The following is a 15,377-nucleotide window of genomic DNA, read 5'->3' on the forward strand; positions in this document are numbered from 1 at the left end:
TTTCGTTCTTGTCCATGTGAACTATTACATAGTACAAATGTACAAATTTATTTTAGGATAACTTTCCAGAGGATTTTAGATTTTAAATTAAATGCGATATTTAGCATCTCTATTAAAAAAACACAGGTCAGGCTATTTGCTTGACCTGTTTGGTAAATAGTCATTAGTCACTTGTCCTTGGTAAAAACTAATGACGAATGACTAATAACTAAGTATTACTTGCTGCCCATTTGTGCAGCGACTTCATCAGCAAAGCTAATTTCTTGCTTTTCAATGCCTTCGCCCAGTATATAGCGGACAAAGCGGGTCACTTGAATCTCTTCGCCTAATTGCGCCTTCACTTGCTTCACCAAGTCTTCCACGGAAATACTTTGATCGCGAATGTAAGGTTGATCGAGCAAAGTCAATTCTTTCAGGCGTTTTTCAATTCGTCCCTGAACAATTTTTTCTTTGATGTTATCTGGCTTGTTCGCCAAATCATCCTTGCCCATTTCAATATCTTTTTCTTTTTGGGCAACTTCGGCGGGGATTTGGTCTACGCTCACATACTCGACATTTGGACAAGCCGCAACTTGCATTGCAGTGTTCCGTGCCAAGCTTTGGAACTCTTGATTGGTAGCGACTGACTCAGTTTGAGAACCCAGTTCTACCAATACACCAACTCGACCGCCAGTGTGAATGTAGCTGTCTACTATACCTTGTGTGCCTTCTGCTAGTGCAAAATTGATAAAGCGACGCACTTGGATATTTTCACCGAGCGTAGCAATCGTTTGCTTGATGAATTCTTCTACAGTCCCGCTTGCACTATCAGCATACTTTTGAGCCAACAAAGACTCAACACTATCAGCAGTCGCTGCTTGCTTTGCCAGGTTCTTAACTAAAGCTTTAAAAGCCTCGTTACGAGCAACAAAGTCGGTTTGGCAGTTGACTTCTATGAGTACACCCACTCGACCACCGGGCTGAATGTAAGTATCTACTAGACCTTCTGCCGCAACGCGATCGCTTTTTGCCCCCGCCTTAGAGATGCCCTTTTTCCGTAGCCAGTCTGCGGCTTCTTCTACGTTGCCTTCAGTCTCTATCAGCGCTTTTTTGCAGTCCATCATGCCGGCACCAGTTTTTTGGCGTAGCTCTTGGACGAGTTTTGCAGATATTTCCGCCATGTTGCCTCAATTCCTAACTTGACCTCGAGTTGTAATCGCTCACGGGTGTTGAGTATTTCTATCTTACTCAGGGCTGGGGGAGAAAAAATAATGAAGTTATAAGGTATGAGTTTTTTCTTCTCTACCTTTGCCTACCATTTGCCGTAGGCTAGGGCGGCTTGCTGTTACTCTGCCAGTCACCGCCCTCCTTCGGACACTTGCTTCACCCCTGCTTTATTTATTCCTCTGTTTCCTCGTCGGGAATTACAGCGTCAGTATATTCGGTTTCTTCGTAGTCTTCGTCATACTCACCACCGTCGTAATCTTCGTAATCCTCTTCAGCATCCAGCTGACCGTGACGACCTTCATAAATGGCATCCGCCAATTTTCCAACTATCAGCTTAATTGACCTGATAGCATCGTCGTTAGCTGGGATGGGAATATCTACTACATCTGGGTCACAGTTTGTATCCAGCATGGACACAATCGGAATATTCAGCTTTTGACATTCTTGAACTGCGTTATACTCCCGCCGTTGGTCTACAATTACCACGATATCGGGCACTTTGCGCATTGTTTTAATGCCGCCTAAGTATTTCTGAAGCTTCGTCATTTCCCGACGTAGCATTGATGCTTCTTTTTTCGGTAATAAATCTAGTGCGCCAGTTTCCTCACGGCGTTCTAAATCTTTCAGACGGTCTACCCGTGTTTTGATGGTTGCCCAGTTGGTCAACATTCCGCCCAACCAGCGTTGGTTAATATAGTGGGAACCACAACGGCTAGCTTCTTGGGCAATAATTCCAGCTGCTTGGCGCTTAGTGCCAACGAAAAGAAACTTCTTCCCTTGTTCTGCGTGCGATCGCATGTAGTTGTAAGCATTATCCATTAACTGGGCAGTTTGCACCAAGTCGATGATATGTACACCATTGCGGGAAGTATAAATGTAAGGAGACATTTTTGGGTTCCAACGCCGGGTCTGATGCCCAAAGTGAACCCCTGACTCCATCATTTGAGCCAATGAAACTACTGGCATATATTTTCTAACTCCTATTCGGGTTAAACCTCCATCCAAGCGTATTTCCAACTGGAAACACCCGAATTCTTAGATGTGCGAGATTATTAGTTAACCATACTAGGTTAACACATTATGTTGACATGTAGATTGATTGACAGAGCGAGGGCAATAAAATAGCGCTGCCCACTCAACAATTGGGAAGCGCTATGCTTGCTAGTGATGAAAATGTTGCTGTTTGAAACATCTACTCGCGGTCTTCTTGATCCTTGGGCTTAGGTTTTTGTCGCCGTTGTTCGATCTGGTCGTCAATAGTTTCTCTCATTTTCCGATCAGCAGCGTCCATCGCAGAATACTTAAAGCGGTTGATTACGCCACTGAACAAGTTGCCAAAGAATCTTTCAATTTCTTGCATAATTTTATACCTCGATATTTAAAGGTAAATTTTTGACTCTACATTGGTCTTGGACTTTCAAGTGGAAGTTGGAAATAAAACGCTAACCTGTCCTAGAAGTATCTATTTGTCTCTGAGCGTCTCTGAGTGCTTAAAGGTCTAGCGGTTTATTTATCCCTTTGATTCAGTTTTGCTTGCGAATTACTGTATAAAACAGTCTTCTCAATTAAATCAGTATTGTTGAGACTTACTAGATTGAAACGCTATAGACACTCATCTATTGTATTCTGTCTAAGGTAATAAATGTAGCAAAGACGCAGGTAACAAATTGTTTACTTGGCATTTAGCTGAGATATAACCAAAAACCTGCAAGTTGATCTGAAAAGGCTTGATTTTCTGTTGTAAATTATGGGTGAAAAACTTAGATATAGCAAATTTTCCAACCCAGACAGGATAAAGTTTTATAACCCGTCTTGCAGAAAACTACACATATATCGATTTCATGTATTGTCTAAAATACTACTCATTTCTTGCTGATAACGCTTGGGAGTTATGTGTAGTATTTAAAACACAGATGTCACAAAAACATTGGTGATTTTAATAAAGTTAGATTGGTGATTTTAATAAAGTTAGAGATGTTAGTACCTAAAAGGGAATTTTAACTAAAGCTGTAAACTGCGTGAAGAGTGCCTTAATTCTACTTCACCGATTATGAGTATTATTACTCGTCAGGAAAGTGGAAGAAGTGTAAAATTATAATATTGTGGGCAATCTGGGTTGTCTTTACTACAGCGTGCAGCAATTTTTATAGTCCAGCGACGACCCTGTGTGTTACTCAATAGTATCGGGGTCTACATTGAGCGATCGCAACCTTGCCTTTAACTGCTCTATCTGCAATTCTGCCTGTTCTGCTCGTTGACGTTCTTGTTCTGCTCGTTGGCGTTCTTGTTCTACTAGTTTTTCTGCCTGCTGTCTTGCTAAAACTTCCTGTCGTAAAGCTTCTACCAGTTCATCAGGAATCAGTAATTTTTCACCCGTATCCTCTCGATAAAACCCAATTAGCCTTTCCTCAACTACCAAGCGTAGTTGTAACGGTTCACTGCGTCCATCTTGTATAGGTTCGTAGATTTCTCCCCGCAAGCGATAGCCACGTAGCTGCTGTTCTACCCACTCGCCTTTAGGGTCAAATAGCCAGTATTCCTTGACGCCTAGCTGCTCATAGAGGGTCTTTTTGAAGATTTCGTCTTGTCCCTTAGTACCAAAGGATGTCATTTCAAAAATAACTGTTGGTACTTGGCCCTCTTCCCAGATTTTATAGTTGTCCCGACCGCCAGATGCAACATCAAAAATCACCATCACATCTGGAGCTACCCGCAACTTGGGAAAGCCTTGTGCATAGTAAAGAAATTGATTTGCCAATACTGTTGCCTGACGATTTGCCAGATACTGTTTCAGGACTTCCAAAGTAGTTAGCAAAGCATAAAGGTGGTCGTAGGTTTCTGCCACTGGTTGACCATCAGCACTAGGGTAGAAGATTTCTGATTCGACATTAACAGGTACAGTAGCCGTCATGGTTGTAAAATCAGTGCTACGAGATTATTGTAGAATAACTCTACTTCTCCCTAAATTGGGATGTACAAGCTTTTCAAAATATAACTAGATAACTCACAAAATCCTTCGCCTTCGGTAGCGTTAGTAATGTAAGCAGGGTGATATTTTAACTGATTTACATATTCCAGCACATTGGCCACGCCTACAGAAACAGGAAAATAACGCCGATCAAATAAACTTTCATCATTGGGACTATCGCCCACAGTAACAATTTGTTCTGATGAATACTGGGGCAAATATTCGCGCAATACCTGCAACAATCCCACAGCTTTATCTTGTCCTTGGGGTTTAATGTGACACTGCACGTTGCTATAAGTAAATCCCCAACCCATTTGTTGACAGAGATTATCTAGGGTTTTTAGTTCGTCTTCACGCAAACCAGCTACATCAAAAGTCCAGTCAGTGATACGAAACCGATTATCAGCAGATTCTTGGATTTGAGGAAATTTAGTTTGTAAATTCTCAAAAGTCATAGCCAAGTGCTGGCGATGTTTAGCTAAATCGGCAATGGGTGTTAAGACTACTGGTTTTTTGTTCCCAGGGGGAAAGTACAAACCGCCATTTTCTGCCATAGCACCTGCCACTGGCATCAAGCTACTCAATCCACTCACCCACCCAGCAGAACGTCCTGTGACAATCAGCACCTTAATGTCAGCTGCTGCTAAATCCTCTAAAGCTTGCAGCAGTGCAGGAGTAAATTTTCCTCGTCTGGTTAACGTGCCATCCATATCTGTGGCTATCAGACGAATATTGCTCAGGCAAGTAGATGAAACCTCAGACAGAGCAGGGAGGTTCAAATGTCTGGACATATGTGGTTTGTAAAAAGCTGTAAAAAATATTAATGATACAGCAAGATGGCATTGAAGATTTGGGCATCCTAAACATCAGGAGTCAAGTTTTTCAGTTTCCAACCATGCCCACTTCGATGTTTCTTGCCCAATCGCCAGGGTCAAAGCCTAAAAAAGCATCCCAGGAAGTGCCAGCAAGTAATCCTCAAATACCACCATTATTGTTGGTAACCTCTGGAGGACTGGCTTTAGCGGTGATTGCTTTAATTGTGTATAGTAAGCTCCAGATGAATCAGCTGGAGAAAAAACTTAAGTTTGAACAATTCCGCGCGCGAGAACTAGAGAAAAAATTTAAGCTGGCGCTGGAAACAATTCGCAAAATGGAAACTAATCCCGATTTGGTCAACTCACGGGACTTTAACCTAGATTATCTGCGAATGCGGATGTCAGAGGAGGTGTTTCATTTTGCAATCCTTAATCAAATAAAGATTCAGATCAAAGAAAAAGTTACTCAAGCCCTGCGTCCAAATCAAGCACAACTTGGATCAGTCGGAATTGCTAATAGCGCTGGACGGCAAGTAGATGAAATTTTTGATGTAGAGTATGAAACTGGTAGTCCAGGGAACTCTGCCAAGCGAGTACTGTTTCGCATTCAAATCCGGTTAATGAAGTTACCGACACAAGCAACTTCTGCGACTATTAGCCAAATTATTGACTGTATAGAAACTTACCTAAGCCCTATAGAAGACGAAGATAGTTGGCAACCAACAATTCAAGGTCGGATTGCTACCATGCATTGGGATCAAAAGGCTAAACCTACGCCTCTACTGGTGCTGGAGCAATCGAATGAAGGCGTAAATGTGACTTTTCGTACTAGTCGCCAACCAAATGCCTCAACTCAACAAAAGCCACCTGGAATGAAAAAATCAGGCTCGGCTAGACAATAATTATGGCTGTCATTAGTCATTCACAAAGGACAAATGACTAAAATCATGACTGAATAGCTGCATTTGGGGAATTACGGGTTAAAAGACCATCTTCCATTTCCACGATGCGATCGGCTATATCTAAAATGCGGTTGTCGTGTGTCACTAACAAGATAGTAGTTCCCTGATTTTTGGCTAGACTCTGCATTATTTCTACGACATCGCGTCCTGATTGTTTGTCTAATGCTGCTGTTGGTTCGTCTGCTAGCACCAGGGGAGGACGATTCACTAAGGCGCGGGCGATCGCAATTCTTTGTTTTTGTCCACCAGAAAGATTGTCTGGATAGTAATCAACTCGTTCTTCTAGACCCACAGACCCCAGCATGGCTTTTGATTTAGCCATTGCTTCTGTTTGAGAAATATTATCATTCAACTCTACCGCCATTTGCACATTTTGCTTCGCAGTCAAAAATCCTAGCAAATTGTGAGCTTGGAAAATATAACCAATGTTGCGCCGCATCTGTACCAGTTTGTTTTGACTGACACCAACAAGTTCTTCACCTAAAAATTTCAAACTTCCCTCTTGTACAGATCGCAAACCACCAATCAAGCTCAGTAATGTTGTTTTACCTGAACCTGATGGCCCGGTCATAATTACAATTTCACCAGAATAAATTTCTAGGTTGATGTCAAATAATATCTGTTTTCTAAGTGCCCCTTTGCCATAGTAGTGATTAAGATTTTTAATGGCAATCACAGGTTCTTTTTCTGTCATATTATTCTTAGTTATAACGTTAGCTTTTTTGAAATGAAACTGTAGTGCTTACTAAAAAGTAAGGTTTCTTAATTATTAATTTTAAGCTATGTTTTTAACCTATACCTTTTAATTAATATTGAATTAATTAAAAGATATCTGCTGGGTCAGCAGAACGTAATTTTCGGACTGCGATCGCACCAGAGATAATGCACATTAGCATAGTCAAAATCAACACCATCACTGCACGTTCAAAACTCATAAAAACTGGCAAAAGTGTTGCTTCTCTGGCACTTTTATACATAAATAAAGCAAAAACTATACCAGGAAAATATCCTAACACTGCTAATAATAAAGCTTCTTGAAGAATGACTGATAATAAATAGTTTTGTGTGTAACCTATTGCCTTAAGAGTAGCGTATTCAGCTAAGTGATCTGCAACTTCTGTATAAAGGATTTGATAAACAATCACAGTCCCCACAATGAAACCCATGACAGTCCCTAATGTGAAAATAAACCCAATCGCTGTACTATTGGCCCAGTAATTCCGCTCAAAATCAATAAATTCTTGCTTAGTTAAAACATTTACCTCATCGGGTAAATATTTTCGTAATTCTTGAGCAACAACTTTAGCATCTGCTCCTGGTTTTAATCTAATCAGGCCAATATCAATTAATCCTTTTTGACGATTGTTGAATATCCGCAAAAAGTTAATATCACTCGTAATTAAATTACCATCTGCACCAAAGGATGCACCTAATGTAAATAGTCCTTCGACTTTAATCCGCCGCCTTCGCACTTCTGCTGTTACAGTCTTTCCTTGGTCATAATTAGCAGCAATTGGGCCATACTCCACTCTAGAAGAACGATCAAATAGAACTACATCAGGTAGTTTAAGTTTATCTAAATTTTCCTGAACTCCAGGTAAGTTAACTAGGTTATTTTCTGGGTTCATTCCAAATATCAGGATACTACGAGGGCGTCCTGTTACAGGATTTTTCCAGATTGTAAAGTCTAAATATATTGGATGTACTGATTGTACTGCGGGTAACTCTAAAGCTTTATATAATCGCCGTTGAGAAAAACTTCTCATGGCCAGAACAGCACTAGATTGACTATTGATTAAAACAATATCGCCCTGCAAGCTGCTATGAAATCTAACGTTACTATAATACAAAGCATCTCGGAAACCGAGTTGCATAAACATTAAAATATCAGCAAAAGAAATTCCGGCCAAAGCCACAGCTAGGCGAGTTTTTTCCCTTGTCAGTTGTAGCCACGACAGAGGTATTTTTTGATTCATTTTCTAGGCATCCAAGCACAGTTAAAATAATTCGTAATTCGTAATTCGTAATTAACTGTTGCTATTGACTTAAACCTACGATATTAGTTAAAAGGTTTAGATTTTTCATTCAACTTGGGTAAAGTTAGTATCGAAGTTATAGGATGTTTAAAGTTAATTAAACAGCCTATTGAAGATATCATCCAAAGTATCAAATCATGAATTGGTGTTACTGCTCACCTATAACTTAATTAGTTATTAATTTCGACAACAACTTTAGCGTAAGTTAAACCAGAAACTTTCTCGCTATCTTCTGGAGGCAGAGCAATTTTGACTTCTACGACTCTGGCATCCACATCTGCTGCTGGATCTGTATTCAACACATCTTTTTTACCAATTTTTCTGCCAATTTCAGTGACAGTTCCCTTTAATTCGCCGCTAAATGCTCCATTATCGCTGGTGATAATGGCGTTTTGACCAATACGCACTTTTCCAATGCTGTCTTCGGCGACTTCGGCAATCACAAACATTTGGCTGGTTTGTCCAATTTCAGCAATGCCATTTGCACCGATGGCTTCGCCTGACTTGGTGTAAACTTTTAAAATCTCTCCAGCGATTGGTGCTTGAACGTAGCTCAATCTCAATTCTGCTTCGGCTTTTCTGACATTTGCGATCGCATTACTAACTTGGGCTTGCGCTACTTGCACATCGGTGGGACTAACGTCCACAATTCTGCTTAGTTTGGCCTTTTCTTCATCGATTTGTCTTTGCAAAGTTGCTACGGTTTTATCGCGGTTAACTTTGGCTTCGATTAGCTGCTGTTGCAAAACTGCTAAATTTTGTATTTGGTTAGCTCTAGCCTCAGCAAGTTGCTGTCGTAGGGTTGCCAATGTCTGCTTTAGCGTAGCTTGGCTTTCAACAACCTGCTGATTAGCAGTTACTGCACTCAAGCGTCTTCTGTCCCGCTCTTGCTGAGAAATAGCACCTTCTCTGTATAAATAATCATAGCGTCCAGCATCGACTTGAGCATTGCGCTGTTCGGCTTGAATACGTGTAATTGTCGCTCTTAGAGCATCTCTTTGCCCACTAAGTTCAGCTTCTAGGCGATTCACGGTTGCTTGTTGGACAAGTTTATCACCACTTAACTGGGCTGCAATCCGCGCGATCGCAGCTTGTTGAGCATTCCTTTCGCCAATTAACTGCGCTTGTAGGCGAGCAATAACTGCTCTTTGAGCTTGAATATCTCTTGGAGATCCAGCCCTAACTTGCGCTAAATTCGCACGGGCTTCTTGCACTTTGGCTTTTGCCTCTTCTAGTCCGGCTATTTGGGTATCGCGGTTGTCCAAAATTGCCACAATTTGGCCTTGTTTTACCTGTTCACCTTCTCTCACAAGAAGTTGCTGAATTCGTGACGATGGTGCTAATCCTGAGGATGGGGCGGACAATTTAACAACTTCCCCTCGCGGTTCCAAACGCCCAACAGCACTAATGCTATTGGTAGATGGCATTACGGGTGCCGATGTAGTTAGTTTTCTTAACTGCTCGATTTTAGCCGTACCTAGTATCCCAGCAGCGATTACTATTGGCACGGCTACAGCGATACCCCACCAAATCTTAGGTTGTTCTTCATTAAATGCCTGCTCACTTGGCTTTGGCTTTTCAGTCACCCTTGACATAGTATGTTGCCCGTTTACCTGAATTGTGCTGATGGAAGTAAAAATAAAAGGGTTTTTAATCAACGGCCAGCCACTTAGGACAAACAACACTGGTTTAAAGCTGGGTATGGCTTAAAATCCATTGTGTGATAAACATTCAACACTATGGCTTTGCAAAATGGTGTTTTCTATAGCGATGTCTTACGACAAGCCACTTCGCGTCTACGACTGACCTCTTTCCAAACCTCTCTCCTAAAAGGAGAGAGGCTTTGAAGCTTACTTACTCCCCTTCCAGCAACAAAAGTTTTTCCGCTTCCCTCTCCTCGTAGGAGAGGGTTAGGGAGAGGTAGGGAAGGGGCTGCGGGTTAGGTCTGTATTGGAACCCAGAAGCGCTATGGTAGCTGGCTATTCAATAACTCTGAGTATTATTGAGACATGAGTGCAATGGAAGTTAGCAGAATTCACAAGCAGTATGAATCTAGATGTAGAAATGCGATATATCTTGTCTCTACACCAAATCCCAAATTGGTATGATGCGGTACTGTACTGCTACATTCACTACGGCTACAGTTAGTCACAAAATTGAAAAGAAACATCAAAAATAGACTGTTACCTTTGCTGGATACAATCTTGCTACAAAAGTTAGTCTTCCTTAAGTCAATCAACGATTAACTAACTAAAAAATATCTGTCAACTTGAGCATTTTTAACATCAGAGTTTGCTTAACTTTCTGGTCAATGAGTTAGCAGGGCTAATTGCTTGCACCTACCAAGACAACAAACCATCTTGTGATATTTGCTTCAAAGACCTTACCACTCTCCCTGTTGCTGTTTTGGGACTCCATTAAACTCTCGTTGAATGAATTCTACATTTATCCATTACGCGAAAACGTAACAGAGCCTACAGATGGAGGATATGGGCGAAATGGGGGAGATGAGGGAGATGAGGAAGTAAATTCTTCCTTATCTTCCTTGCCCTCCTTGTTTTTGAGCAATTAGAGATTTTTTTATTTTGAAGTCTCTTGTGGGAGGTCGAATAGAACTGTGGTCATGTAATGTTCTGCCCAAGCTGGGCCAAAGGCTTTTTCTAGTACACGGCGGGTTTTATCGTTTTGCTGCTGTTTGGTGCAGTAGTTGTGTTGTCCGGCGAGATTTTGTGTGACTTGTTCAACTGAAACAGGATGTGAGGCGATCGCTTGGGTGCAATGAATGTCTAAAAATTCTCGCACCCGCGAGAGAAACATTGTTTCTTCTTCTGGGGAACTAGGGCGCACAAAGATACAAAAATCCGAAAAAATATTTCCCCATTCGGGTAATTCACGGGGTTGGGAAAAGTTAAGCACTGTTAATTGTGTCAGTGCAGAAGTATAAGATTCTGGTAAGGTGCGCTCTAATTGGATAGGAGAAAGGTCTGCGATCGCTGCACTAATTTGACCTCTACCTCCAACTAAATCACAACCAAACATAGGTAGGTTGTATTCTGGACGGGGAAACATGACGCAGTGCAAAATATCCAGCATATTTCCGATTTTCGCCAGTTCCAAGTGCATTTTTCGGAACTGTGGCGTTTGATAGCAGCGGTTTTCAATCGTCAGTTTTTCGCCTTCTAGTCTACCTTCCACATACCCCAACTCATCAGGCAAATGGTAGGGCGATAGATCCAGGTGCTGATGCCAAGCTGCCTCAATACAATCAGCTAGCTGACGAATTAGGGGATGTTGTTGCTCACGCAGCGAGGGCATAGAAGTAAATGACATATTCTAGTTGGGAATGCGATCTAGTGGCCAGTCTACAACCTGTGGTGCCATACCTGTTGTGGTCTGCAATATAAGCAAACACTTGCACTCAGCCAACGTAAATTTATAAGACAGCTACTTTTCACAATGATTATTTATTTTGTATTCTAGGTTACAGAAATAATTTTAGATTAGCCCATTCATGAAGGCTAATAGAAAGCTATGAAACTAGATTCTCATAGACCAGATTTTGCTGTGCAACCAAAAAGGCATAATCTGGAAGGTTTACAGCAGTTAAGAACTTCTACTTGGGTAACCCTTTTGCAACTTCCCAATCCCTTTAGCTTTGACGAAGCACTTTTATTGTGTCCGGTTTCAACAGATGAGTGGCTAGTCTGGATTCCAGATCATGGGGAGGCAATACTCAATATTAGTCATTTGTCATTGGTCGATAACTCTGGACAAAGGACTATTGCCAGAAATCTGTGACATCGTATCCCAGTTCTTCTAGCATCTGCCGCAACAGGGGTAAACTGAGTCCAATTACATTGGTGTGACAGCCTGCAATTTTTTCGACGAAGAAACTACCAAAACCCTCAATGGCAAAGGCACCAGCACACTTGAGAGGTTCACCTGTGGCAACATAGGCTTTAATTGCTTTGTCGCTCATTTGAGCAAAGTAAACTCTTGTAACTTGAGACTTGACTAAAGTGCGATTTTGGTCAGTATCAATTAAGGCGTGACCTGTGTACAAGTCGCCAAAGTTACCTTGCATTATCTGCCAACGTGCGATCGCTTCAGAGAAGTCTGCTGGTTTGCCGTAAATTTCACCATTGATAGACAAAACTGAATCACAACCCATAATCAAAGCCGATTCAAACTGCGGGGCTACAGTTTCTGCTTTGTACTGGGCAAGGGTTTTGACCAATTGCGCTGGTTCACTTAATTGAATTTGTGACTCATCAAAGTCACTTGCTCGAACTATCGGTTCAATACCAACAGTTTGCAACAAGCGACGCCGCGCTGGGGAAGCTGAAGCAAGTACAAAAGGTGGGATTTTCATGAGATTTCTGACAAATTTGACAATTGGGCATTGGTAATTAAGTTTCTTCTTTATCCCCTATCCCCTATTCCCCAATTAATAAACAGAAAAAGAATTTACAACCTCATCAATCATTCGTTTAACTTTCTGCCAGCGTTTTTCAGGAATTGAGGCGTTGAGGGTAAAAACTTTACCACGACTAACAGCGACGCTGGCGATGTTGTGTCGTTGCTGTTGATTGGGGAGTTTAACCTCATACTCTAAAAGGTAGTATGTTTTACCGTCTACTTCTCGCTGTGCGGCGTTGACTAATTCAGCTGAACGACCAGAGTCAGGAGGCGCCAGAGCTGCTTTTCCTAATTTATATCCTACTTCTGTTGGGGTTCCCAATTCTGATAAAGTTTTGCCTTCTGGAACTGGGCTAATCACAACAGAAACATTTTCAGACACCTCAATCAAATCATGGAAAACCACATCTGGCCCGTTGGCAACTTTAACTTGCAGCCAGCCGTTAGGATATAAAAACTGATAGCCATCATTAGTGTCTACAAAGCTTTTGAGTCCAGCCGCAGCCGCTACACCAGAATTACTCAGGCTGAAGCTCAACACCAATAGCAAAATTAATATAATTCGTTTCCACATTTCTACAGATTCCTTTGGGCTGGAGACAACACCAGACTTGCATCATTTCTTGTTATTATTCTCCCACCAACAGGGACGCTTCGGATGACGCATTATATAGGGAGGAATCAATGCCCAAATGTCGGCAGATACTTCCAGGTGTATCGCCTTAGTGTGAAATGCGTAAGCGTAGGTTGTCGTAGTCGTTGCAGCCCTAACCGCCTCGGAATGAATTCCAAGGCTCATAGCTCAAGTCATATTTGAGATGACTAAAGAAAAGTTGAAGAAATCAAGGGCTAATCGAGAACACAAAAAACCCCGACTTGATAGCCGAGGTAGATGGGAGAAGTCCAAATGTCAATGATATATAGGGATACCGAAATCTGCTTTTCTTAGGTAACACCCAATACAACCAACACTACATAAGTAATAAATAAGCTGCAATTTTAGCTATGTAATTTATTTTGGGGTTTTGCTAAGTTATGTAAATAATATTAACGAAAATATTACAAATAGTCAATTGGACTTGACAAAAAAAGAATGATAGCTTTTATAAGAGCTACTTATCAGGGAAAGTATGGAATTATTTTTGGAGGTTTGTGAAGTAGGGAAAATCAAATGGGTTACTGGCTAAGATAGTGGGATGAAAATGGGGAGTACAAAACTGAGTAATTCGCTGCAAAAATCAGGGTAGTCGGAATTAAGCCAGAGATTTGAGAAGCTAGCTACTAGATCACCAAAGTCTTTACAATTCCCTTGTTAGCTCAAAAAGTATTTCTTGACCTATGACGAATCAAGCTCCTATCCCGGTTATTGTCAACGGTGCTGCTGGTAAAATGGGCCGTGAGGTGATTAAGGCTGTGGCGCTTGCGCCTGACTTAAACCTAGTGGGTGCAATTGACCACAGTTTGGAACATCAAGATAAAGACGCTGGAGAGTTGGCGGGTTTAAGCGAACCCTTGGAAGTGCCAATTACCAATCAATTAGAACCGATGTTGGGTTATGTGGCTGGTGACAGACAGTCTCCTCCAGGAGTGATTGTGGACTTTACCCATCCCGATTCAGTTTATGACAATATTCGTAGTGCGATCGCTTACGGTATTCGTCCTGTAGTTGGTACTACTGGGTTAAGTCCAGAACAAATTCAAGACTTGGCAGACTTTGCTGACAAAGCTAGCACTGGTTGTCTAATTATTCCTAACTTCTCTATTGGTATGGTGCTGTTGCAACAAGCCGCAGTCGCAGCCTCTAAATATTTTGACCATGTGGAAATTATCGAACTGCATCACAACCAAAAAGCTGATGCTCCTAGTGGTACTGCCATTCAAACAGCACAGTTACTAGGAGAATTAGGTAAAACTTTTAACCCTGCTCTTGTAGAAGAAACGGAGAAATTACCAGGAGCTAGGGGCAGTGTAGCAGATGAAGGGATTAGAATTCATAGCGTGCGCTTGCCTGGATTGATTGCTCATCAAGAAGTTATTTTTGGCGCAGCGGGACAGATTTATACTTTACGACATGATACGAGCGATCGCGCTTGCTATATGCCAGGAGTACTACTAGCGATTCGCAAAATATTAGCGCTAAAGTCGTTAGTATATGGATTAGAAAAGATACTTTAAACTTTAAACACACTATTGGGCATTCATCACTGAGCACTCATGTTAGTACCACTGACTCGTCAAAAATTTGAACAAGTTGTTCCCCTAATTGCTACTGGTTTGCAGTACAAGTACTACTGGGGGAAGTTCTCAAATTTTTTGCAACGGCTGTTAATTTCTGTAGTTGCCGTAGTTGTTATATTGCTTGTGACAGTCGTTTTTAGGCTTGAGTTTGCTTCAATAGAATTTGTGTTGGGGATAGTTAGCGCTTTTTTTTGGCTGTGGTATCCAGTGTTTCAAGCAAGTATGCGGAATTTGCAATGCCGCCGTTATAAGTATGGTGGCTTTTTCCGTGGTCGAGTTTTAGATTGGTGGATTACAGACCAGTTGATGGGTAAACAAGAAACAGTCAACAGCAAAGGCGAATTGGTGATTGTGGAAAACCGAGAAAAACAAATTAACTTAGAAGTGGGTGATGAAACAGGATTTAGCATTGAGTTTGTAGCACCATTACGTCCTGCCCACAAAGTTATTACTCGTGGTCAAATTGCAGAAATGGTAGTAATGTCAAATCGCCCAGATTTGAGCACTATTGAAGAATTTAGCGATATATACTTTCCCAGCCGTGACCTGTGGGTTAGTGATTATCCTTATTTGCGGCGAGATTTCTTTAACGAAGTCGGTCGCCGTTTGCGTGAAGACCAACAACAAAGTCCGCGTCGGCGGCGTCGTAGAGCAGAGGATTGAAAAAGTCAAAATAATTCGTAATTAATCATGACGTTTGGTTATATCTTGCACCTACCCACTTTCCCGCCAG

At 41.5% G+C, this 15,377-nt stretch carries 16 protein-coding genes; 4 read left to right on the forward strand and 12 right to left on the reverse strand.

Features of this window, described 5'->3' with window-relative positions:
- Nucleotides 1–215 precede the first annotated feature (215 nt).
- From tsf to H6G92_RS19785, 5 genes are all read right to left on the reverse strand, one after another.
- A complete protein-coding gene (tsf, locus tag H6G92_RS19765) occupies nt 216–1,160 on the reverse strand; it encodes a translation elongation factor Ts (protein WP_190895300.1) in 945 nt (314 codons plus the stop codon).
- A 217-nt stretch (nt 1,161–1,377) separates the two neighbouring features.
- Nucleotides 1,378–2,172 carry a 30S ribosomal protein S2 gene (gene rpsB, locus H6G92_RS19770; RefSeq protein WP_190895301.1) on the reverse strand — a complete coding sequence of 265 codons (795 nt, stop codon included), beginning with the start codon at nt 2,170–2,172 and terminating at the stop codon, nt 1,378–1,380.
- A 226-nt stretch (nt 2,173–2,398) separates the two neighbouring features.
- A complete protein-coding gene (locus H6G92_RS19775; protein ID WP_190895302.1) occupies nt 2,399–2,566 on the reverse strand; it encodes a hypothetical protein in 168 nt (55 codons plus the stop codon).
- Between the two features lie 810 nt (nt 2,567–3,376).
- On the reverse strand, nt 3,377–4,117 hold the full coding sequence (locus tag H6G92_RS19780; RefSeq protein WP_190895303.1) for a Uma2 family endonuclease: 741 nt from the start codon (nt 4,115–4,117) through the stop codon (nt 3,377–3,379).
- A 50-nt stretch (nt 4,118–4,167) separates the two neighbouring features.
- The gene (locus tag H6G92_RS19785; protein ID WP_190895304.1) at nt 4,168–4,965 is read right to left on the reverse strand and encodes an HAD-IIB family hydrolase; all 798 of its coding nucleotides are present in this window, start codon (nt 4,963–4,965) and stop codon (nt 4,168–4,170) included.
- 104 nt (nt 4,966–5,069) lie between these two features.
- Between H6G92_RS19785 and H6G92_RS19790 the strand changes: the two genes are divergently transcribed.
- Entirely contained in the window at nt 5,070–5,891 is an 822-nt protein-coding gene (locus H6G92_RS19790) for a hypothetical protein (protein ID WP_190895349.1), read from the forward strand.
- Between the two features lie 43 nt (nt 5,892–5,934).
- On the opposite strand, the gene H6G92_RS19795 is transcribed toward H6G92_RS19790, so the two are convergent.
- The 4 genes from H6G92_RS19795 to H6G92_RS19810 form a co-directional block, all read right to left on the reverse strand.
- The gene (locus tag H6G92_RS19795; protein WP_190895305.1) at nt 5,935–6,645 is read right to left on the reverse strand and encodes a DevA family ABC transporter ATP-binding protein; all 711 of its coding nucleotides are present in this window, start codon (nt 6,643–6,645) and stop codon (nt 5,935–5,937) included.
- A 127-nt stretch (nt 6,646–6,772) separates the two neighbouring features.
- Entirely contained in the window at nt 6,773–7,927 is a 1,155-nt protein-coding gene (gene devC, locus H6G92_RS19800) for an ABC transporter permease DevC (protein WP_190895306.1), read from the reverse strand.
- A 230-nt stretch (nt 7,928–8,157) separates the two neighbouring features.
- Nucleotides 8,158–9,582 (reverse strand): HlyD family efflux transporter periplasmic adaptor subunit, encoded by a 1,425-nt coding sequence (locus tag H6G92_RS19805; protein WP_190895307.1) that lies wholly within the window; start codon nt 9,580–9,582, stop codon nt 8,158–8,160.
- A gap of 985 nt (nt 9,583–10,567) precedes the next feature.
- Nucleotides 10,568–11,317 carry a phycocyanobilin:ferredoxin oxidoreductase gene (locus H6G92_RS19810; protein WP_190895308.1) on the reverse strand — a complete coding sequence of 250 codons (750 nt, stop codon included), beginning with the start codon at nt 11,315–11,317 and terminating at the stop codon, nt 10,568–10,570.
- A 201-nt stretch (nt 11,318–11,518) separates the two neighbouring features.
- Between H6G92_RS19810 and H6G92_RS19815 the strand changes: the two genes are divergently transcribed.
- The gene (locus H6G92_RS19815) at nt 11,519–11,785 is read left to right on the forward strand and encodes a hypothetical protein (RefSeq protein WP_190895309.1); all 267 of its coding nucleotides are present in this window, start codon (nt 11,519–11,521) and stop codon (nt 11,783–11,785) included.
- Here H6G92_RS19815 and H6G92_RS19820 read toward each other — a convergent pair.
- The 3 genes from H6G92_RS19820 to H6G92_RS19830 form a co-directional block, all read right to left on the reverse strand.
- Nucleotides 11,766–12,359 carry a Maf family protein gene (locus H6G92_RS19820; protein ID WP_190895310.1) on the reverse strand — a complete coding sequence of 198 codons (594 nt, stop codon included), beginning with the start codon at nt 12,357–12,359 and terminating at the stop codon, nt 11,766–11,768. The genes H6G92_RS19815 and H6G92_RS19820 overlap by 20 nt on opposite strands.
- Nucleotides 12,360–12,434: 75 nt before the next feature.
- Nucleotides 12,435–12,980, reverse strand: a complete 546-nt coding sequence (gene psbP / locus H6G92_RS19825) for a photosystem II reaction center PsbP (RefSeq protein ID WP_190895311.1) — start codon at nt 12,978–12,980, stop codon at nt 12,435–12,437.
- A 42-nt stretch (nt 12,981–13,022) separates the two neighbouring features.
- Nucleotides 13,023–13,205 (reverse strand): hypothetical protein, encoded by a 183-nt coding sequence (locus tag H6G92_RS19830; protein WP_190895312.1) that lies wholly within the window; start codon nt 13,203–13,205, stop codon nt 13,023–13,025.
- Nucleotides 13,206–13,744: 539 nt separating this feature from the next.
- Here H6G92_RS19830 and dapB point away from each other — a divergent pair.
- Complete coding sequence (dapB, locus tag H6G92_RS19835) at nt 13,745–14,581, forward strand: 4-hydroxy-tetrahydrodipicolinate reductase (RefSeq protein ID WP_190895313.1); 837 nt, start codon at nt 13,745–13,747, stop codon at nt 14,579–14,581.
- 39 nt (nt 14,582–14,620) lie between these two features.
- Entirely contained in the window at nt 14,621–15,307 is a 687-nt protein-coding gene (locus H6G92_RS19840) for a phosphate ABC transporter permease (RefSeq protein ID WP_190895314.1), read from the forward strand.
- Nucleotides 15,308–15,377: the final 70 nt, after the last annotated feature.

This window comes from Nostoc foliaceum FACHB-393 (assembly GCF_014698505.1).
Lineage (GTDB): Bacteria > Cyanobacteriota > Cyanobacteriia > Cyanobacteriales > Nostocaceae > Nostoc > Nostoc foliaceum_A.

Coding starts and splice junctions, on each gene's coding strand:
- tsf (WP_190895300.1), bottom strand. CDS start 1,160: ATGGCGGAAATATCTGCAAAACTCGTCCAAGAGCTACGCCAAAAAACT.
- rpsB (WP_190895301.1), bottom strand. CDS start 2,172: ATGCCAGTAGTTTCATTGGCTCAAATGATGGAGTCAGGGGTTCACTTT.
- H6G92_RS19775 (WP_190895302.1), bottom strand. CDS start 2,566: ATGCAAGAAATTGAAAGATTCTTTGGCAACTTGTTCAGTGGCGTAATC.
- H6G92_RS19780 (WP_190895303.1), bottom strand. CDS start 4,117: ATGACGGCTACTGTACCTGTTAATGTCGAATCAGAAATCTTCTACCCT.
- H6G92_RS19785 (WP_190895304.1), bottom strand. CDS start 4,965: ATGTCCAGACATTTGAACCTCCCTGCTCTGTCTGAGGTTTCATCTACT.
- H6G92_RS19790 (WP_190895349.1), top strand. CDS start 5,070: ATGCCCACTTCGATGTTTCTTGCCCAATCGCCAGGGTCAAAGCCTAAA.
- H6G92_RS19795 (WP_190895305.1), bottom strand. CDS start 6,645: ATGACAGAAAAAGAACCTGTGATTGCCATTAAAAATCTTAATCACTAC.
- devC (WP_190895306.1), bottom strand. CDS start 7,927: ATGAATCAAAAAATACCTCTGTCGTGGCTACAACTGACAAGGGAAAAA.
- H6G92_RS19805 (WP_190895307.1), bottom strand. CDS start 9,582: ATGTCAAGGGTGACTGAAAAGCCAAAGCCAAGTGAGCAGGCATTTAAT.
- H6G92_RS19810 (WP_190895308.1), bottom strand. CDS start 11,317: ATGTCATTTACTTCTATGCCCTCGCTGCGTGAGCAACAACATCCCCTA.
- H6G92_RS19815 (WP_190895309.1), top strand. CDS start 11,519: ATGAAACTAGATTCTCATAGACCAGATTTTGCTGTGCAACCAAAAAGG.
- H6G92_RS19820 (WP_190895310.1), bottom strand. CDS start 12,359: ATGAAAATCCCACCTTTTGTACTTGCTTCAGCTTCCCCAGCGCGGCGT.
- psbP (WP_190895311.1), bottom strand. CDS start 12,980: ATGTGGAAACGAATTATATTAATTTTGCTATTGGTGTTGAGCTTCAGC.
- H6G92_RS19830 (WP_190895312.1), bottom strand. CDS start 13,205: ATGAGCCTTGGAATTCATTCCGAGGCGGTTAGGGCTGCAACGACTACG.
- dapB (WP_190895313.1), top strand. CDS start 13,745: ATGACGAATCAAGCTCCTATCCCGGTTATTGTCAACGGTGCTGCTGGT.
- H6G92_RS19840 (WP_190895314.1), top strand. CDS start 14,621: ATGTTAGTACCACTGACTCGTCAAAAATTTGAACAAGTTGTTCCCCTA.